17 protein-coding genes are annotated in these 18,145 nt (G+C 73.1%); 14 read left to right on the forward strand and 3 right to left on the reverse strand.

Annotation, left to right across the window (positions count from 1 at the left end):
• Window positions 1-82 precede the first annotated feature (82 nt).
• A complete protein-coding gene (locus Q7L73_RS12250) occupies window positions 83-1,258 on the reverse strand; it encodes a glycerate kinase (protein WP_304692471.1) in 1,176 nt (391 codons plus the stop codon).
• A gap of 99 nt (window positions 1,259-1,357) precedes the next feature.
• Here Q7L73_RS12250 and Q7L73_RS12255 point away from each other — a divergent pair, with 99 nt between their 5' ends.
• Genes Q7L73_RS12255 through Q7L73_RS12265 form a run of 3 tightly spaced genes read left to right on the forward strand, consistent with a single transcriptional unit; the run spans window position 1,358 to window position 5,411 of the window.
• The gene (locus tag Q7L73_RS12255; protein WP_304692473.1) at window positions 1,358-2,326 is read left to right on the forward strand and encodes an alpha/beta fold hydrolase; all 969 of its coding nucleotides are present in this window, start codon (window positions 1,358-1,360) and stop codon (window positions 2,324-2,326) included.
• Entirely contained in the window at window positions 2,323-3,558 is a 1,236-nt protein-coding gene (locus tag Q7L73_RS12260; RefSeq protein WP_304692475.1) for a M20/M25/M40 family metallo-hydrolase, read from the forward strand. The genes Q7L73_RS12255 and Q7L73_RS12260 overlap by 4 nt, the downstream gene beginning before the upstream one ends.
• Window positions 3,555-5,411 (forward strand): prolyl oligopeptidase family serine peptidase, encoded by a 1,857-nt coding sequence (locus Q7L73_RS12265; protein WP_304692477.1) that lies wholly within the window; start codon window positions 3,555-3,557, stop codon window positions 5,409-5,411. Before Q7L73_RS12260 ends, Q7L73_RS12265 begins: the two co-directional genes overlap by 4 nt.
• A 1-nt stretch (window position 5,412) precedes the next feature.
• On the opposite strand, the gene Q7L73_RS12270 is transcribed toward Q7L73_RS12265, so the two are convergent.
• Window positions 5,413-6,132 carry a TetR/AcrR family transcriptional regulator gene (locus tag Q7L73_RS12270; RefSeq protein WP_304692479.1) on the reverse strand — a complete coding sequence of 240 codons (720 nt, stop codon included), beginning with the start codon at window positions 6,130-6,132 and terminating at the stop codon, window positions 5,413-5,415.
• A 248-nt stretch (window positions 6,133-6,380) separates the two neighbouring features.
• On the opposite strand from Q7L73_RS12270, the gene Q7L73_RS12275 reads away from it, so the two are divergent.
• The 7 genes from Q7L73_RS12275 (at window position 6,381) to Q7L73_RS12305 (ending at window position 13,540) form a co-directional block, all read left to right on the forward strand.
• Complete coding sequence (locus Q7L73_RS12275) at window positions 6,381-8,027, forward strand: ABC transporter substrate-binding protein (protein WP_304692482.1); 1,647 nt, start codon at window positions 6,381-6,383, stop codon at window positions 8,025-8,027.
• Between the two features lies 1 nt (window position 8,028).
• Window positions 8,029-8,997 (forward strand): ABC transporter permease, encoded by a 969-nt coding sequence (locus tag Q7L73_RS12280; protein WP_304692484.1) that lies wholly within the window; start codon window positions 8,029-8,031, stop codon window positions 8,995-8,997.
• Window positions 8,994-9,890, forward strand: coding sequence for an ABC transporter permease (locus tag Q7L73_RS12285; RefSeq protein WP_304692486.1), 897 nt, complete (start codon window positions 8,994-8,996; stop codon window positions 9,888-9,890). The genes Q7L73_RS12280 and Q7L73_RS12285 overlap by 4 nt, the downstream gene beginning before the upstream one ends.
• A complete protein-coding gene (locus Q7L73_RS12290) occupies window positions 9,890-10,882 on the forward strand; it encodes an ABC transporter ATP-binding protein (RefSeq protein WP_304692488.1) in 993 nt (330 codons plus the stop codon). The genes Q7L73_RS12285 and Q7L73_RS12290 overlap by 1 nt, the downstream gene beginning before the upstream one ends.
• Window positions 10,873-11,865: an ABC transporter ATP-binding protein gene (locus Q7L73_RS12295; RefSeq protein WP_304692490.1), complete on the forward strand. Its 993-nt coding sequence runs from the start codon at window positions 10,873-10,875 to the stop codon at window positions 11,863-11,865. The genes Q7L73_RS12290 and Q7L73_RS12295 overlap by 10 nt, the downstream gene beginning before the upstream one ends.
• A 1-nt stretch (window position 11,866) precedes the next feature.
• Window positions 11,867-12,976 (forward strand): tartrate dehydrogenase, encoded by a 1,110-nt coding sequence (locus tag Q7L73_RS12300; RefSeq protein WP_370552429.1) that lies wholly within the window; start codon window positions 11,867-11,869, stop codon window positions 12,974-12,976.
• A gap of 69 nt (window positions 12,977-13,045) precedes the next feature.
• The gene (locus Q7L73_RS12305) at window positions 13,046-13,540 is read left to right on the forward strand and encodes an Lrp/AsnC family transcriptional regulator (RefSeq protein WP_304692494.1); all 495 of its coding nucleotides are present in this window, start codon (window positions 13,046-13,048) and stop codon (window positions 13,538-13,540) included.
• Here the strand turns inward: Q7L73_RS12305 and Q7L73_RS12310 are convergent.
• A complete protein-coding gene (locus Q7L73_RS12310; protein WP_304692496.1) occupies window positions 13,519-14,163 on the reverse strand; it encodes a TetR/AcrR family transcriptional regulator in 645 nt (214 codons plus the stop codon). The two genes, Q7L73_RS12305 and Q7L73_RS12310, sit on opposite strands and share 22 nt — an antisense overlap.
• A gap of 59 nt (window positions 14,164-14,222) precedes the next feature.
• On the opposite strand from Q7L73_RS12310, the gene Q7L73_RS12315 reads away from it, so the two are divergent.
• The 4 genes from Q7L73_RS12315 (at window position 14,223) to Q7L73_RS12330 (ending at window position 18,138) form a co-directional block, all read left to right on the forward strand.
• Window positions 14,223-15,221: an ATP-binding cassette domain-containing protein gene (locus tag Q7L73_RS12315; protein WP_304692498.1), complete on the forward strand. Its 999-nt coding sequence runs from the start codon at window positions 14,223-14,225 to the stop codon at window positions 15,219-15,221.
• Window positions 15,218-16,087, forward strand: coding sequence for an ABC transporter permease (locus tag Q7L73_RS12320; RefSeq protein ID WP_304692500.1), 870 nt, complete (start codon window positions 15,218-15,220; stop codon window positions 16,085-16,087). Before Q7L73_RS12315 ends, Q7L73_RS12320 begins: the two co-directional genes overlap by 4 nt.
• Before the next feature lie 84 nt (window positions 16,088-16,171).
• Window positions 16,172-17,383 carry a Gfo/Idh/MocA family protein gene (locus tag Q7L73_RS12325; RefSeq protein WP_304692502.1) on the forward strand — a complete coding sequence of 404 codons (1,212 nt, stop codon included), beginning with the start codon at window positions 16,172-16,174 and terminating at the stop codon, window positions 17,381-17,383.
• Window positions 17,380-18,138, forward strand: coding sequence for an SDR family NAD(P)-dependent oxidoreductase (locus Q7L73_RS12330; protein ID WP_304692503.1), 759 nt, complete (start codon window positions 17,380-17,382; stop codon window positions 18,136-18,138). Before Q7L73_RS12325 ends, Q7L73_RS12330 begins: the two co-directional genes overlap by 4 nt.
• The last annotated feature ends 7 nt before the right edge of the window (window positions 18,139-18,145 follow it).

The raw sequence follows: 18,145 nt of genomic DNA on the forward strand, positions 1-18,145 counted from the left end.
CGTCGACGGCGGCGCGCGGCGGCGTCAGGCGGCGACGGCCGCGCGCTGCGGCGTCAGGCGTCGACGGCGGCGCGCTGAGGCGTCAGGCGTCGACGGCGGCGCGTGCGGCGGCCTCCAGCTCTGACGCGGCGGCGGCGAGCGCCTCGGCCAGCGGGCGGCCGGCGGGGCCGAGGGGGCGGACGTCGCGGGCGCCGCGGCGGCGCAGCTCGGCGGCCGCCGCCTCCTCGACGCGCCCGCCGAGCACGACGACCGGCACGCCAGCGCGGGCGCAGCGTCCGACGACCGCGGCGACCGCCTTGCCCTGCAGCGTCGAGGCGTCGACCGAGCCCTCGGCGGTGAGCACGAGGTCGGCGTCGGCGAGCAGCGCGTCGAAGCGCTTCAGGTCGAGGATCGCCTCGGCGCCCGCGACGGTGCGCGCGCCGAGCGCCTGCAGCGCCGCGCCGAGACCGCCGGCGGCGCCCGCGCCGGGCGTCGCGGGGTCGATCCCGAGCGCCGCCGCCCAGCGTCCGTGGGCCGCGTCGAGCGCCTCGACCTGCGCCGCCGTCGCACCCTTCTGCGGCCCGAAGCGGCGGGCGGCGCCGTCGGGGCCGGTCAGCGGCGCCGCGACGTCGACGAGCAGCTCCACCTCGACCTCGCGCAGGCGCGGGTCGAGGCCGGCCAGCCTCACAGATTGGTCTGTCAGAAGCCCAGCCCCATTGTGCGCACACGACGCCCCGAGCGCGGCCAGCATGCCGGCGCCGCCGTCCATCGTCGCGGTCCCGCCGACGGCGACCAGCAGCCGCGCCGCGCCGCGGTCGAGGGCCGCGACGATCAGCTGGCCGACGCCCCACGACGACGCCCGCAGCACGTCACGTTCGTCCGCGGCGAGCCCGTGCAGCGGGACCGCCTCGGCGGCCTCGACGAGCCACGTCCCGGCCGTCGCGCGCGCGCCGGAGCCGTCGCCGTCGCGCCCGGCGAGGGCCGCCTCGCGCGTGTTGGAGCCGTCGCGCCCGGCGAGGGCTTCCTCGCGCGGGCCGCCGCCGTCGATGCGCGCCAGCCGCGCCTCCCGCGGTCGGCCGAGCGCGTCGCGGACGGGGACCGACACGACGGACGCGCCGGCCAGGAACGCGTCGAGCGTGCCCTCGCCGCCGTCGGCGATCGGCAGCTCGACCGCCGTCGCGCCCGCGGCGCGCGCGCCGGCCGCCAGCGCGGCTGCCGCGGCTGCTGCGTCGAGCGCGCCGCGGAGCTTGTCGGGGGCGCAGAGGACACGGGTCGTCATCAGCGGAAATACATCAGAGCGATCGGCACAAGGGGATTGTCGCATGTATAGTCAACGTCATTGACAATGTCCGTGGCACGGACGGCGGGAGGAGACGCGGTGGAGACGAGGGTGGTGAGGCATCGCTGCGGCGACGGTGTGGAGATCGAGGCCGAGGTGCGCGGTGACGGGCCCGCGGTCCTGCTGCTGCACGGCTATCCCGAGTCGCGCGCGATGTGGGACGAGGTCGCGCCCGTGCTCGCCGCCGCCGGCCGCACCGTCGTCGCCGCCGACCTGCGCGGCTACGGCGCCTCGTCGAAGCCCGCGCCGCGAACCGCCGCCGACGCGACCGGCGCCGCGCGCGAGCCAGGCCCCGCGCGCGAGCCCGACGCCGACGCGCCCCGCCCCGACGCGACCTACTCCAAGCGCGCGATGGCGGCCGACCAGCACGGGCTGATGGCCTCGCTCGGCTTCGACCGCTTCGACGTGATCGGCCACGACCGCGGCGCCCGCGTCGGCCACCGGCTCGCGCTCGACCACCCGCAGGCGGTCCGCTCGCTGGCCGTGATGGACGTCGTCCCGACGCTGCACATGTTCGAGCACGTCGACCGCGCGATGGCCGCCACGTACTTCCACTGGTTCTTCCTCGCGCTGGAGAGCGAGATGCCGGCGAAGCTGATCGAGGCGGCGCCGGAGGTCTGGCTGCGCAGCCGCTTCGAGGGCCGCAACGTCGGCGGCGGGATGCCGATCGCGGAGGAGCGCTACGCCGCCTACGAGCGCTGGTTCGCGACGCCGGAGGCGATCGCGGCGACCTGCGCCGACTACCGCGCCGCCGCGACCGTCGACCTCGACGCCGACCGCGCCGACCGCGATGCCGGCACCAAGATCGAGGCGCCGCTGCTGACCGTCTGGGGCAGCGAGAGCTACGTCGGCCGCAGCTTCGACGTCGTCGCGACCTGGCAGCCGTACGCCGCCGGCACCGTCGCCGGCGCCGCGATCCGCTCCGACCACTACATGGCCGAGGAGCGCCCGGCCGAGACCGCGGCCGTGCTCGCGCGCTTCCTCGACCAGCTCGGAGCGACCCCGTGAGCGACCTCGGCGAGACGCATGGGACGCAGCCCGCCGCGCGCGCGGCGGACTCGACCCGCAGACAGGACGCCGCGCGCGCGGCGGCCGCGACCCGCAGACAGCCCGCCGCGGGCGACGCGGCCGCGACCCGCGCGCTGACCGCCGACCGCCTGCGCGCGCTGGTCGAGCACGAGACGCCGACCGGCGACCGCGCGCGCATCGCCGCCGCCTTCCAGACGCTGCGCGAATGGGTCGAGCCGGCGCTCGGCCGGCCTGGCGAGCTGGTCACCGTCGACGGCGTCGACCACCTGCTGTTCGCGCCCGCGGCCGAGCCGTACGTGCTGCTGCTCGGCCACGTCGACACCGTCTGGCCGCTCGGCACGCTCGCCGACTGGCCGTTCACGCTCGACGCCGACGGCATCGCCCGCGGCCCCGGCATCTTCGACATGAAGGCCGGGCTCGTCGCCGCCGCCGGCGCGCTCGCGACGGCGAGCGACCCGAGCCGCGTCGCGCTGCTGGTGAGCGGCGACGAGGAGATCGGCTCGCTGACTTCGCGCGCGCTGATCGAGCAGCTCGCCGCGCGCGCGGAGGCGGTGCTGGTGCTGGAGCCGAGCGAGCGGGGCGCGCTCAAGCTCGCCCGTTGCGGCGCGAGCATCTACCGCGTCCGCTTCGAGGGCCGCGCCGCCCACGCCGGGCTGGAGCCCGAGCGCGGCGCCAACGCGCTGACGGAGCTGTCGCGCCAGGTGCTCGCGAGCGGCGAGATCGCCGACGCCGCCGCCGGCACGACCGTCACGCCGACGGTCGCCTCCGCCGGCACCGTCACCAACACGGTCCCCGCGCAGGCCGAGCTGATGGTCGACGTGCGCGCCCGCACGCTCGCCGAGCTGGAGCGGGTCGACCGCTGGTTCGCGGCGCTGGCCGCGACCGACCCGCAGGTGACGATCGCCGTCGAGGGCGGGATCAACCGCCCGCCGCTGGAGCAGGAGTCCTCGCGCGAGCTGTTCGCGCTCGCGCAGGAGGCGGCGCGCGACGCCGGCCTTGCCGCGCTCGACGGGGTCGCCGTCGGCGGCGCCTCCGACGGCAACTTCACCGCGGCGCTCGGGGTGCCGACGCTCGACGGCCTCGGGCCGCTCGGCGGAGGCGCGCACGCGCGCTCGGAGTGGGTCTCGCTCGACGCGGTCGTCGAGCGCTCCCGGCTGATCGCCGGGATCATCGATGCGATCGCCGCGCGGCGGCGAGGAGAGGAACGATGACTGTGCCGGCACCCGATCCGTCCGCCTGGGAGCGGCGCTTCACCGCGCCGCAGCTGCTGACCGCGCGCCCGACCGCCGACCGCACGGCCGCGGTCGTCGTGACCGCGGAGGCCGACGGCGCGACCGCCCGGATCCTCGACACCGCCACGGGCGAGCTGTCGGAGCAGCTTCCGTTCGGCGCCGGCTACGACGCGCTGCTGACGTGCGACCGCGCTCATGTCGTCCAGCTCGCCGACGACGGCGGCACCGAGGTCGGCCACCTGCTGGCCCACCCGGTCGCGGGCGGCGAGCCGGTCGACCTGACGCCCGGCCGCGACCCCTACGTCGTGCGCGGGCTGGAGCAGAGCGCCGGCGGCTCGCTGCTGGTCGGCGCGCTCGTCGACGAGGACGGCCACCACCTGGTCGCGATCGAGGCGCAGCCATGGGGCGCGGCGCGCACGCTCGCCACGACCCAGAACGAGCTGTGGTACCCGAGAGCCTCGGCCGACGGCACGCTCGTCAGCGCCGACACGACCGAGACCCAGCCGGGCGTCCGCCGCGCCGCCGTGACCGTCTACGACCGCGACGGCGCGGTCGTCGGCGTCTGCGACGACCTGCCGGCCGGCCCCGTCCGCGCGATCCGCTTCAGCCGCGTCGCCGGCGACCAGCGGCTGCTCGTCAACACCGAGCGCAGCGGCTGGGCGCGCCCGGCGATCTGGGATCCGCGCAGCGGCGACCGCGTCGACTTCGAGCTGCCGCAGCTGCGCGGCGACGCGATCCCGCTCGACTGGGACGCCGCCCGCCAGACGCTGCTCCTGCTGCACGTCGAGGACGGCGTCCAGCGCCTGCTGACGCTCGACGAGGGCAGCTGCGAGGTGACCGTGGCGCGCGCCGGCAGCGGCAGCTACGGCGAGCCCGACGTCGCCTCGCAGAACGACTGGTACTCGTCCTCGTGGCTCGCCGCCGACGGCACGCCGCACGTCTTCGAGCAGGACTGGACGGCGCCGCCGCGGCTGCTCGCGCTGGCACAAGACGGCAGCGCGAGCACGCTCGCCGAGTCAGCGCCCGCCCCGGCCGGCCGCGCACTCGCATCGACCATGATCAGCGGCTCGGAGGAGACGCCGGTGCAATTGTGGTGGGCGCTCCCGGAAGGCCCGCCGGCCGGCACCGTGCTGTCGGTCCACGGCGGTCCGAACCTCGTCACGGTCGACCACTGGGACCCGTCGTTGCAGGCGTGGCTGGACGCGGGCTTCGCCGTCGCGGCGCTCAATTACCACGGCTCGGTCACCTTCGGGCGCGATCTGCGCGAGGGCTTCTGGGGCCGTGCCGGCGACGCCGAGGTCGCCGACGTCGCCGCCGCGCTGTCGTTCCTGCGCGAGCAGGGTGCGGCCGACCCGGCCTCGACCTTCATCACCGGCGCCTCCTACGGCGGCCACCTCTCGCTGCTGTCGCTCGGGCGCCTGCCGCAGCAGTTCGCCGGCGCCTTCGGCGAGGTCGCGATGGCCGACTGGAGAGCGGCGATCGGCGAGATGAACCCGGCGATCCGCGTCTCCTGGATCAACTTCCTCACGAGCCCCTCGCGCGTGACCGGCGAGCCGTTGGAGCTGGAGGCGGCGATCGCCAGATTCAGCCCGATCTCGTGGGTCGGCGACGTGCAGGGGCGCGTCTGGCTGTCGCAGGGCAAGCGCGACACGCGCACGCCGCCGACGCAGGCGCAGAGCTACGTCGACGCGCTGCGGGCGCGTGGCGGCGACGCGCTGATCGAGTGGTTCGACGCCGGCCACGAGCCGGTCGGCTTCGACGGCCCGCTGCAGGCCCAGCGGCGGATGCTGGAGCTGGCGCGCGCGGCGATCGCCGGCGAGCGCTGGTCCTAGCTCAGGACTCCGAGGCGGCGTCGCGCTCGATCTGCAGCGCGATGCCGTCGAGCAGCAGCTCGAGCCCGGTCCAGAAGACCGACGGGTCGCCGATCGGCGTGAGGTGGCCGTCGAGCGTGTTGATCGCGGGGAAGCGCTCCGCGTCGAGCTGGCGGTACTCGACCTCCCACGCGAGGTTGTCGGCGCGGCGGCTCTCCTCGTCGAGCGTCTGCAGCGACGCCTCGATCGCCGCGGCCGAGCGGATGTAGTTGCCGAGCGCGCGGATGCAGGCGGCCGCCGACGCCGGTCTGAGGCCGGCGTCGAGCAGCACACGCGCCGTGAACTCGACGTTCGCGAACTCGGTCGGGCGGCGGGTCGTGCGGGCGGCCATCTGCTGCGCGAAGGTCGGGTAGCGCAGGTAGTGGTCGTGGATGTGCCGCGCCTGCTCGCGCAGGTCCTCGCGCCAGTCGCCGGACGGTCTCAGCAGGCCGCCGTAGGAGCGCGCGCGGAGGTCGTCGATCAGGTCGAGCAGCAGCTCGTCCTTGTCGCGGTAGTGGCGGTAGACGGAGGTCGGGTGGGCCTCCAGCTCGCGGCCGATCGCCTGGAAGGTGAGGCCGTCGAGGCCGTCGCGCACGGCGATCGCGCGCGCCGCCTCGAGGATCACCTCGCGGCTGAGCGTGTCACGCCCGCGGCGCGCTCTGCTGGCTCTTCTCGACTTCGACTCGTCTCTCACGGGTGGCACGCGCTCACAATACAACGGCGCACGGCTGTTCACAGCGCTTGCCCACAACTAAGTCAACGCCATTGCCTATGCCATTGACAGTCACTCTGAGGCGGCGTAAGATCGTCACCGTCAAGTGGTGGTGCGGCCTCCCCCGGGGTCAGCACGTACGTCGTCGTATCCCTGGTGGAAGGTGGCAAATGCCGGACTTTCTCTTGGCCCGCCGTCGCGGGCACACCGCCCTCATCGCTGTTCTGCTCGCAGCCGGCGTGACCGCCTGCGGCAGCTCCGGCGGGGGCGGAGGCACCGTCAACGGCGCAGGCGGAGGCAGCAGCACGACAAGCAGCGCCAGCGGCGCGAGCGGCGGGACGCTCGTCGTCGGCGCCGAGCAGGAACCCGACTGCGCCGACTGGATCGCGGTCTGCGCCGGCAACATCTGGGGCAGCTACACGATGCAGGTGACGACCCTGCCGACCGCGTTCGACACGCGCGAGCAGGACGGCAGATGGGCGCTCGTCCCCTCCGACGTGCTGGCCGGCGAGCCGCAGGTCGAGGTCAGAGGCGACACGCAGACGATCACGTACAGAATCGCCCCCGAGGCGGTCTGGTCCGACGGCACGCCGATCAGCTCCAGAGACTTCGAGTACACGGCGCTGCAGATCCGCGACGGCGAGGGCATCTTCGACAAGACCGGCTACGACCTGATCGAGAGCGTCGAGACGCCCGACGAGAAGACCGCGGTCGTCAAGCTGAGATCGACCTTCGGCCCCTGGCGCTCGCTCTTCGGCGGCAGCTACAGCATCCTGCCCGAGCACCTGCTGAGAGGCAGAGATCGCGACAAGATCATGAAGGACGGCTACTCCTTCTCCGGCGGACCGTGGAAGATCGAGAAGTGGCAGAAGGGCACCTCGGTGACGCTCGTCCCGAATGACAGGTACTGGGGCGACAAGCCGAAGCTCGACAAGGTCGTCTTCCAGTTCATCCCCGACACCTCCGCCGCCTTCCAGGCGCTCAAGAGCGGCCAGGTGCAGTCGCTCTACCCGACGCCGCAGGTCGACGCGATCTCGCAGATCAAGGCGGGCATCCCCAACACCAGAGTCGAGGTCGACGCCGAGACCGGCAACCTCGAGGCGCTGTGGATGAACAACGGCAGATTCCCGCTCGACGACGAGGCCGTCCGCAAGGCGCTCGCGTACGCCGTCGACCGCAAGGCGATCACCGAGCGGCTGTACGGCCCGCTCGGCGTCAGCGAGCCGGCGCAGAGCTTCATCTCGCCGCTCGTCGGCGCCTTCGCCGGCAGCGACTTCGACGTCTACACGCCCGACCCGGCGAGAGTCGAGGAGCTGATGACGGGCGCCGGCTGGAGCAGAGGCGGTGACGGCATCTGGGCCAAGGACGGCAAGAAGGCCGAGATGACGATCACCTCGCTCGCCGGCAACAAGCGGCGCGAGCTGACCGAGCAGATCCTCCAGCAGCAGCTGAAGGAGGCCGGCTTCACGCTCAAGATCACGAACACGACGCCGGCCGAGATCTTCAGCAAGCTGGCGCCGGCCGGCGACTTCCAGCTCGGCCTCTGGACGCTGATCGACCAGTACCCCGAGCCGTCGCTGAGCGCCTCCTTCAGCTCGACCTCGATCCCGACGAAGGCCAACGGCAACTCCGGCATCAACTTCTACCGGGCCAACATCCCCGGCCTCGACCAGGAGCTGAGAACGGTCGACATATCGGTCGACCAGGCGCAGCGCAGAGCTGCCTCGCTGAGAGCCGACGCGCTGATCGCCGCGGCGGTCCCGTCGCTGCCGATCGCGACCGTGCCGAACGTGCTGATGACCAACGACGCGATCGGCGGGCCGATCAGCATCAACCCCTCCGAGGGGCCGTGGTGGAACCTCGAGGAATGGACCCGAGGGCAGTAGCTTGCTGCGCTTCGCGCTGCGGCGCTTTGCCTGGTCGGTCCCGGTCGTCCTGATCGCGTCGTTCCTGCTCTTCTGGGCGGTGCGCGCGACCTTCGACCCTGTCGCGAAGCTGCGGCAGGGTCATGACGCCGGGGCCGTGCAGCGGGAGATCGAGCGGCTCGGCCTCGACCGCTCGATCCCCGAGCAGTACGTGCTGTGGATGAAGGGCTTCCTGACGGGCGACTGGGGCACGAGCACCCGCACCGGCGGGAGCGTCTCGTCGCTCGTCGGCAGCGCGCTGTGGCCGACGCTGCAGCTGATGTTCTGGGGCGTGCTGCTGGCCGCCTTCGTCGCGCTCGCGATCGGCGTCTACACCGCCGTGCGGCAGTACTCGGCCGGCGACTACGTGCTCAGCGGCCTCGCCTACGTCGGCATCTCGCTGCCGGCCTTCTGGTTCGGCCTCGTGCTGATCCAGCTGGTCGCGGTCTGGCCGGTGCAGTCGCTCGGCTGGAGCGAGCCGCCGTTCTACTTCGTCGGGCTCCACTCGCCCGGCACGAGCGGCTTCAACCTCGACTACCTGCGCCACCTCGTGCTGCCGCTGGCGACGCTGACGGTGACGCTGACCGCGAGCTGGAGCCGTTTCGCCCGCACCTCGATGCTCGACGTGCTCTCCAGCGACTACGTGCGGACGGCGAGAGCGAAGGGCGTGCCGCCGCGCGCGATCGTCCTGCGGCACGCGCTGCGCAACGCGCTGGCGCCGTTCGTGACGATCGTCGCGCTCGACACCGGCGTGCTGTTCGGCGGCCTGATCGTGACCGAGCAGATCTACTCGATCCCCGGCATGGGCCGGCTGTTCCTGCAGTCGCTGCAGGCCGGCGACGTGTTCGTGCTGGTGCCGTGGATGTTCGTCGTCGCGATCGCCGTCGTCTTCTTCAACCTGATGGCCGACCTCAGCTACGCGCTGCTCGATCCGAAGGTGAAGCTGCGATGAGCGCCTCCGTGGAGAGCCCCGCCGCGGCGCGGCCGGAGAAGGCGCGCTCGCAGTGGCGCGTGATCGGGCGCCGCTTCCGCCGCCACCGGCTCGCGATGGCCGGCGCGATCGTCCTGCTGCTGCTGGCGATCTGCTGCTTCGGCGCGAACCTGATCGCGCCCTATGCGCAGAACCAGCAGGACCTGCTGCTGGGCCCCGTCGGCCCCGGCAGCGACGGCCACCTGCTCGGGACCGACGCGCTCGGCCGCGACTTCCTCAGCGAGCTGCTCTACGCCGGTCGCATCTCGCTCTCGATCGGGCTCGCGGTCGCGGTCCTGTCGACGATCATCGGCACGCTGCTGGGCGCGCTGGCCGGCTACCTCGGCGGCTGGGTCGACGAGCTGATCATGCGCACCGTCGACCTCTTCCTGATCGTGCCGGCGGTCGCCGTGCTGGCGCTCGCGCTGCAGGGCCTCGGCAGCTCGCCGTTCACGATCATCCTCGTGCTGAGCGCGATCGGCTGGACCTCGATCGCGCGCGTCGCGCGCTCGCAGGTGATGTCGCTGCGCGAGAAGGAGTTCATCGAGGCGTCGAAGCTGCTGGGCGCGAGCACGACGCGGATCATCGTCCGCCACATGCTGCCCAACCTCGCGGGCGTGATCGCGGTCAACGTCTCGCTCGCGGTCGCGGCGGCGATCATCGTCGAGTCGACGCTCAGCTTCCTCGGCTTCGGCGTGCAGCCGCCGCAGAGCAGCTGGGGGCAGCTGCTGAGCGACGCGGCCGGCCTGCTCGGCACCGACCAGACCTATCTGCTGATCTTCCCGGGCGTCTTCATCCTCGTGACGGTCCTGTGCGTCAACTTCATCGGCGACGGGCTGCGCGACGCCTTCGACCAGCGCGCGAGGAGACGGTGATGGAACCGATCCTGAGGATCGACGAGCTGCGCGTGACGTTCGCGACCGACGACGGCCCGGCCGTCGCGGTCGACGGGCTCAGCCTCGACGTCTTCCCCGGCGAGACCGTCGGGATCGTCGGCGAGTCGGGCTCGGGCAAGAGCGCGACCGCGATGGCGGTGCTCGGCCTGCTGCCCGACACGGCGACGCTCGGCGGCTCGATCCGCTTCCGCGAGCGGGAGCTGATCGGCGCGCCCGAGAAGGAGCTGCGCGGCGTGCGCGGCAAGGGCATCGCGATGGTCTTCCAGGACGCGCTGGCGGCGCTCAACCCGGCCCACACGGTCGGCCGCCAGCTGATGGAGGCGGTCCGCGTGCACGACCGCTCGGTGCCGAAGGAGGCCCTGCGGGCGCGCGCGATCGAGCTGCTGGAGACGGTCGGGATCCCCTCCGCGCAGCAGCGTGCCGACCAGTACCCGCACGAGTTCTCGGGCGGCATGCGCCAGCGCGTGATGATCGCGATGTCGATCGCCAACGACCCCGACGTGATCATCGCCGACGAGCCGACGACCGCGCTCGACGTGACCGTCCAGGCGCAGGTGCTGGAGGTGCTGAAGGAGGTGCAGGAGCGGACGCAGGCGGCGGTGCTGCTGATCACGCACGACCTCGGCGTCGTCGCCGGCCTCGCCGATCGCGTCGTCGTCATGTACGCCGGCGGCAAGGTCGAGGAGGCGCCGGTCGAGCCGCTGTTCGCGCTGCCGTCGCACCCTTACACGCAGGGGCTGCTGCAGTCGCTGCCTCGGCTCGACGACGACGCCGACGACGGCCGCCTGCGGTACATCCCCGGGCGCCCGCCGAACCCGACCGAGCTGCCGGCCGGCTGCCGCTTCCTGCCGCGCTGCCCGCACGCGCTCGCCGGCCTCTGCGACAGCGACCCGCTGCCGGTCGCGGAGATCGCCGCCGGGCACGTCGCCGTCTGCGCCCGCATCGACGTCGCGAGAGAGGGATGGACGTGACCGCAGTGCTCGAAGTCGACCAGCTCGTGAAGGCGTACGAGAGCGGCGGCAACGGCTTCCGCCGCAAGGGCGCGCCGGTGCAGGCGGTCTCCGGCGTGTCGTTCGAGGTCGGCCGCGGCGAGACGTTCGGGATCGTCGGCGAGTCGGGCTGCGGCAAGAGCACGCTGGCGCGCTCGATCGTCCAGCTGCATCCGCCCGACACGGGCTCGGTGCGGCTCGCGGGTGAGGAGATCTCGGGCCGCGCGCGCGGGCGCCGGCTCGCCGTGCGGCGCAAGATCCAGATGGTCTTCCAGGACCCGTACGCGTCGCTGGACCCGCGCATGTCGATCAACGCGATCCTCGCCGAGCCGCTGCAGATCCACGGCCTCCACCGCGGCGGCCAGGACGCGCGCGTGCGTGAGCTGCTCGACCTCGTCGGCCTCAACCCGGCGCACGCCAACCGCTACCCGCACGAGTTCTCCGGCGGCCAGCGGCAGCGGATCGGGATCGCGCGGGCGCTCGCCGTCGAGCCGCAGGTGATCGTGCTCGACGAGCCGGTCTCGGCGCTCGACGTCAGCGTCCAGGCGGGCGTCGTCAACACGCTCGCCGACCTCCAGCGCGACCTCGGCCTGACGTACGTCTTCATCGCCCACGACCTCTCCGTCGTGCGCCACGTCAGCGACCGCGTCGCGGTCATGTACCTCGGCAGATTCGTCGAGACGGGGACGGTCGCGCAGCTGTTCAAGGCGCCGCGGCATCCGTACACGCACGCGCTGCTGTCCGCCGTCCCGGTCGCCGACCCGGTGGTCGAGCGCAGACGCAGACGGATCGTGCTCAGCGGCGCCGTGCCGAGCCCGGCCGACCCGCCGAGCGGCTGCCGCTTCCGCACCCGCTGCTGGAAGGCGACCGAGCTGTGCGCACAGGTCGCGCCACCGCTGGAGGGCGCCGACGGGCACGCTGTCGCGTGCCATTTCCCCGAATCAGGAAGAGAACAGAGTGTCTGACGTGCAGGCGAACACGATCGCCGTCATCCCCGGCGACGGCATCGGCACCGAGGTCGTGCCCGAGGGCGTGCGCGTGCTCGACGCGGCCGCCGCCGCCTTCGGCATCTCGCTGTCCTACCGCGAGTTCGACTTCGCCAGCGCGCCGTACTGGCAGCGCACCGGGAAGATGCTGCCGGACGACTGGTTCGAGACGCTGCGCCCGTTCGACGCGATCTTCTTCGGCGCCGTCGGCTGGCCCGAGGTCGTGCCTGACCACGTCTCGCTGTGGGGCAGCCTGCTGCAGTTCCGCCGCGGCTTCGACCAGTACGTCAGCCTGCGGCCGACGCGGCTGATGCCGGGCGTCGCCTCGCCGCTGACGGGGCGTGAGCCGGGCGACGTCGACTTCTGGGTCGTGCGCGAGAACACCGAGGGCGAGTACTCCTCGATCGGCGGGCGCATCTTCGAGGGGACCGAGCGCGAGACGGTGATGCAGGAGACGGTGATGACGCGCACCGGCGTCGACCGCGTGCTCAAGTACGCCTTCGAGCTGGCGATGAGACGGCCGCGCCGCAAGCTCACCTCGGCGACGAAGAGCAACGGCATCTCGGTGACGATGCCGTACTGGGACGAGCGTGTCGCGGCGATGGCGGCCTCCTACCCCGAGGTCGCCGTCGACAAGTTCCACATCGACATCCTGACGGCGAACTTCGTCCTGCACCCGGACTGGTTCGACGTCGTCGTCGGCTCCAACCTGTTCGGCGACATCCTCTCCGACCTCGGTCCCGCCTGCGCGGGCACGATCGGGATCGCCCCGAGCGCCAACATCAACCCCGAGCGGCTCTTCCCGAGCCTGTTCGAGCCGGTCCACGGCTCCGCGCCGGACATCGCCGGCAAGGGGATCGCGAACCCGATCGGCCAGATCTGGTGCGCCTCGATGATGCTCGACCACCTCGGCCATGACGCGGCCGGCGCGGCTGTCCTGCGCGCGATCGAGCAGGTGCTCGCGCGCGGCCCGCAGGAGGCGCCGCTGACGCCCGACCTCGGCGGCAGCGGCACGACCGTCGAGCTGGGCAGCGAGATCGCGGCCGAGGTCACGCGCATCGCCGCCGCGGCCGCCTCGCCGAGCGCATGAGCCGCCGCGCCGTGCGCCGCGCCCCGTCCGGCCCCGCCGCGCGCCGGCGCCCGGCCACCCCCTGACGCGATGCCGGGCGCCGTCCACGTCGACGACGTCGACCGCGCGCTGCTGGCGCTGCTGCGGGCCGACGGGCGGCTGCCGGTGGCGGAGCTGGCGCGGCGGGTCGGGCTGTCGCCGGCGCCGGTCGGTCGCCGCGTCGAGCGGCTCGAGCGGGCCGGCGTGATCAGCGGCTACACGGCCGTGATCGACGAGACGCTGCTCGGCGGCTCGCTGGAGGCGCTGGTCGAGCTGCGCGTCGCCGGCCGCGCCGGCGTCGGCGAGGTGCTCGCGCGCCTGCGCCGGCTCGACGCGGTCGTCGAGGTGCTGACGCTCGCCGGCGACCCCGACGCCGTCGCCCGCCTGCGCGTCAGCGGCCCCGACCAGCTCCGCACCACGATCGCCGCCCTCCGCCGCGAAGCGGACGTCGCCTCGACGCGCACGCTGCTGGTGATCGACTCGTGGCGGCGGGAGCAGGTCCCGCCGCCGAGCCGTCTCGCCGCTCAGTCGCCGGCGACCCCGTAGCCGCCGAGCCCGGCGGCGAGCTGGTCGTAGGCGCGGGCGGCCTCGGGCCGCATGCGCTGCGCGACCGCGGCGGGGTCCTCGCCGGCCAGCAGCGCGGCGAACGTCTGGCGGAAGATCGCGATCAGCGTCCAGGCGAGCGTGCGCGCGACGACGTCGGGGACGAGGTCGCCGGGGTAGGCGCCGGTCGCCTCCGCCATCGCGGCGGCGAGCGCGTCGACCTCTCTCGCCCAGCCGGCCGTCAGCCGCTCCTGCAGGTGCGGGCTGCCGCGCACGATCCGCGGGACGAGCAGGCTGTTCTCGGTCTCGCCTCTGGCGACGACGGCGAGCATCGCCTCCGAGTTCGCGCGGAAGACGTCGAGCACGGAGGTGCCCGCGGGGCGTTCTCTGACGGCGCTGACGAGCGCCAGCATCCCCGTGTCCCCGCCGGCGAAGACGAGGTCCTCCTTCGTCGCGAAGTGGTTGAAGACCGTCTTCTCGGAGACGTCGGCGGCGACGGCGATCTCGGCGACGGTGACGGTGTCGAAGCCGCGCTCGGCGAACAGGCGGCGGGCGGTGGCGGCGATCGCGTCGCGCGTGGCGCGCTTCTTGCGCTCGCGCAAGCCCTCAGGTCTGTGGCCTGTCATAAGCATACACGATACAGACGCCCTATTCTTACAGTGACTGTACTGTTACAGTGCCCGTCATGACTTCCACATCCCCACCCGCGATCGAGGTCGACGGCCTCGGCAAGTCCTTCGGTGAGGTCGAGGCCGTGAGAGGGGTCTCCTTCACCGTTCCGCCGGGCGAGGTGTTCGGCTTCCTCGGCCCCAACGGCGCCGGCAAGAGCACGACGATCAACATGCTCTGCACGCTCGCGAAGCCGACCGCGGGCGCCGCGCGCGTGAGCGGCTTCGACGTCGTCGCCGCGCGCGACAGCGTCCGCCGCCACATCGGCCTCGTCTTCCAGGACTCGACGCTCGACAACCAGCTGACCGCCGACCAGAACCTGCGCCTGCACGCGGAGCTGTACGGGATCGACCCGGCCGTGATCCCCGCGCGGATGCAGCAGATGCTGGAGATGGTCGACCTCGCCGACCGCCGCGACCAGCCCGTGATCACCTTCTCCGGCGGCATGCGCCGGCGGCTGGAGATCGCGCGCGGGCTGATGCACTCGCCGCGCGTGCTGTTCCTCGACGAGCCGACGATCGGCCTCGACCCGCAGACGCGCAGCTCGATCTGGCGCTACATCCGCGCGCTGCAAGAAAGAGAGGGCACGACGATCTTCATGACGACCCACTATATGGACGAGGCCGAGTTCTGCGACCGGATCGCGATCATGGATCGCGGCGAGATCGTCGTGCTCGACACGCCTGAGGCGCTGAAGGCGAGCGTCGGGACCGACCGCGTCGTGATCGGCACCGCCGACGACGAGGCCGCCCTGGCCGAGCTGCGGGAGCGGTTCGGGATCGAGGCGACCGTCGCCGAGGGGGCGGTCACCTTCCACGTCGAGTCGGGCGAGGCGTTCGTGCCGCGGCTGTTCGCCGAGCTGGACGTCGCGATCACCTCGGTCGCCGTATCGCGGCCGACGCTCGACGACGTCTTCATGCGCTGGACCGGCTCGACGATCCGCGACGCCGAGGGCGACGCCGGCTCCAACCGCAACCGTGCCCACCTGCAGATGATGAAGGCGATGCGCAGATGACAGCACTCACCACGATCCCCGAACCCGTCGCGATCCGCGTGCCGGAGCGCTCGTGGCGCTCCGAGCTGCGCGCGGTCAAGATCGTCTGGCGGCGCGAGCTGACGCGCTTCGTCAGCGACAAGGCCGGCATGGTCGCCTGGCTGGTGCAGCCGCTGCTGTTCCTGTTCGTGATCGGCAGCGGCCTGCAGCAGCTGTCGGCCGCCTCGACCGACGGCGTCGACCTGAAGACGTTCATCTTCCCCGGGATGCTGTCGTTCGCGGTCGTCTTCACCGCGATGTTCAGCGCGATCACGCTCGTGATGGACCGCGAGCTGGGCGTGATGCGGGAGATGCTGGTGGCGCCCGTCAGCCGCAGCTCGATCCTGCTCGGCAAGGCGCTCGGCGGCACGACCGTCGCCGCCTCCCAGGGCGTCGTGATGCTGGCGCTCGCCGGCCTCGTCGACGTGCCGTACGACCCGCTGATGCTGCTCGGCCTGCTCGCGCTGCTGCTGATCGCGGCCTTCACCGTGACCGCCTTCGGCCTGATGGTGGCGACGCGGATCAAGAACATCCGCACCTTCACGAGCATCATGCAGCTGTTCGTCTTCCCGCTCGTCTTCCTGTCGGGCTCGCTGTTCCCGGTCTCCGGCCTGCCGACCTGGCTGGAAGTGCTCAACCGCATCAACCCGCTGACGTACGTCGTCGACCCGATGCGGCGGCTCGTCTTCGACCACCTCGACGTCTCCGACGCCGCGCGCGCGACGCTCGACCCGGGCGTCTCGTGGTTCGGCTGGACGCTGCCGGTCTGGTTCGAGGTCGCGCTCGTGCTGCTGCTCGGGCTGGTGCTGATGACGATCGCGGTGCGGCAGTTCCTGCGCGCCGAGTAGCCCCGGCCCCGCGCGCCGCCCCTCGCCGGGCGGCGCGCGGTCGTTCCAGGACGGGTGGTTGACCAGCTCTGATATATTAGTTGCGTGGTGAGAGGAGAGGCCAGCACGAGCGCGCCCGACGGCGGCGGCGCGGGCAGCGGCGGCAGCGGCGGCGGGGGCGGCGATGCGCTCGGCGTCGGCATGCTCGGCCGCGGCTTCATGGGCCGCGCGCACTCGATCGCGCTGCGCAAGCTCGCGTGGGTCGCTCCCGAGCTGCCGCTGCGGCTGGTCGCGCTCTGCGCGCGCGACCGCGAGGCGACCACGCGGATGGCGCGCGAGTTCGGCTACGAGCGCGCCGTCTTCGACTGGCAGGAGCTGATCGAGGACCCGGCGATCGGGCTCGTCTCCAACGGCGGACCCAACGCGCTTCATGCCGCGCCCACGATCGCCGCCGCGCGCGCCGGCAAGCACGTCCTCTGCGAGAAGCCGCTCGGGCGTGACGCGCAGGAGGCGTTCGCGATCTGGGCGGCGGTCGAGCGCGCGGGCGTCGTCCACATGACCGGCTTCAACTACCGCTTCTTCCCCGCCGTCGCGCTCGCGCGGCAGCTGATCGCCGACGGCGCGCTCGGCGAGATCCGCCACTTCCGCGCCCGCTACCTGCAGTCGTGGCTGGTCGATCCAGACGCGCCCGCCACGTGGCGGCTCGACGCGCAGCAGGCCGGCGCCGGCGCGCTCGGCGACCTCGGCTCGCACGTCGTCGACCTCGCGCGCCACCTCGTCGGCGAGCCGGCCGCCGTCGCCGCGCGCCTCGCGACCTTCGTCGGCGAGCGTCCCGGCGGCGCGGTCGACGTCGACGACGCCTTCGCCGCGACGGTCGCCTTCGACAACGGCGCGATCGGCACGCTCGAGGGGAGCCGCGTCGCGCCCGGCCGCAAGAACCAGCTCGCGATCGAGGTCAACGGCACCCGCGGCTCGCTCCTGTTCGACCAGGAGCGCAAGGACGAGCTGCAGCTGATGACGGTCGGCGACGCGGTCAGCGACGGCTTCCGCCGGATCGCGGTGACCGAGCCGGCGCATCCGTTCCTGCGGACGAGCTGGCCGGCCGGGCACGCGATCGGCTGGGAGGACAGCTTCGTCTTCGAGCTCGCCCACCTGGTCGGCGCGATCGCCGGTCGTCACGCGGTCGCGCCGCTCGGCGCGAGCGCGGAAGACGGCTACCGCTGCGCCGAGGTCTGCGACGCGATCGCGCGCGCGGCGCGCAGCGGGACCGAGCAGCAGATCGCCTATCGCACGTTGGACGAGGAGACCGCAGGATGATGCAGACAGCGTCGGGCAGTGCCGGCCGCTTCGCCGGCCGGGTCGTCGTCGTGACCGGCGCCGGCTCCGGCATCGGCCGCGAGATGGCGCGCCGCTTCCTCGGCGAGGGCGCGCGCGTCGTCGCCGCCGACCTCGACCCCGCGGGCGTCCCCAAGGGCGCCGACGCGCAGGCGCTCGACGTCACCGACGGCGCGGCGTTCGCACAGGCGATCGACGCCGCCGTCGACCGTCACGGCCGCCTCGACGTGCTCTGCAACAACGCCGGGATCGGCTCGACCAGAGACGTGATCGAGACGACCGCGCAGGAGTGGGAGCGCGTCTTCGCCGTCAACGTCACCGGCACCTTCAACGGCATCAGGCACGCGCTGCCGCACATGCTCGCGGCCCGCCGCGGGGCGATCGTCAACACCGCCTCGATCGCCGGCATGGTCGGCCTGCGCGACCGCGCCGCCTACTGCGCCAGCAAGGGCGCGGTGATCGCGCTGACCAAGCAGGTCGCGGTCCAGTACGCCGCCAGCGGCGTGCGCTGCAACTGCCTCTGCCCGGGGACGGTCGACTCGCCCTGGGTGGGTGCGCTGCTGGACGCCGCCGCCGATCCGCAGGCGGCGCGCGCGGCGCTCGTCGCGCGTCAGCCGGCCGGCCGGCTCGGCCGGCCCGAGGAGGTCGCCGAGGCGGCGCTCTACCTCGCCTCCGACGCGGCCGCGTTCGTGACCGGGTCGGAGTTCGTCATCGACGGCGGGCTGACGGCCGCCTGACTCACAC

It is taken from the genome of Conexibacter sp. CPCC 205762, from assembly GCF_030646155.1.
Taxonomy (GTDB): domain Bacteria; phylum Actinomycetota; class Thermoleophilia; order Solirubrobacterales; family Solirubrobacteraceae; genus Conexibacter.

Coding starts and splice junctions, on each gene's coding strand:
- Q7L73_RS12315 (WP_304692498.1), top strand. CDS start 14,223: ATGACTTCCACATCCCCACCCGCGATCGAGGTCGACGGCCTCGGCAAG.
- Q7L73_RS12295 (WP_304692490.1), top strand. CDS start 10,873: ATGGACGTGACCGCAGTGCTCGAAGTCGACCAGCTCGTGAAGGCGTAC.
- Q7L73_RS12285 (WP_304692486.1), top strand. CDS start 8,994: ATGAGCGCCTCCGTGGAGAGCCCCGCCGCGGCGCGGCCGGAGAAGGCG.
- Q7L73_RS12305 (WP_304692494.1), top strand. CDS start 13,046: ATGCCGGGCGCCGTCCACGTCGACGACGTCGACCGCGCGCTGCTGGCG.
- Q7L73_RS12290 (WP_304692488.1), top strand. CDS start 9,890: ATGGAACCGATCCTGAGGATCGACGAGCTGCGCGTGACGTTCGCGACC.
- Q7L73_RS12320 (WP_304692500.1), top strand. CDS start 15,218: ATGACAGCACTCACCACGATCCCCGAACCCGTCGCGATCCGCGTGCCG.
- Q7L73_RS12330 (WP_304692503.1), top strand. CDS start 17,380: ATGATGCAGACAGCGTCGGGCAGTGCCGGCCGCTTCGCCGGCCGGGTC.
- Q7L73_RS12265 (WP_304692477.1), top strand. CDS start 3,555: ATGACTGTGCCGGCACCCGATCCGTCCGCCTGGGAGCGGCGCTTCACC.
- Q7L73_RS12310 (WP_304692496.1), bottom strand. CDS start 14,163: ATGACAGGCCACAGACCTGAGGGCTTGCGCGAGCGCAAGAAGCGCGCC.
- Q7L73_RS12250 (WP_304692471.1), bottom strand. CDS start 1,258: ATGACGACCCGTGTCCTCTGCGCCCCCGACAAGCTCCGCGGCGCGCTC.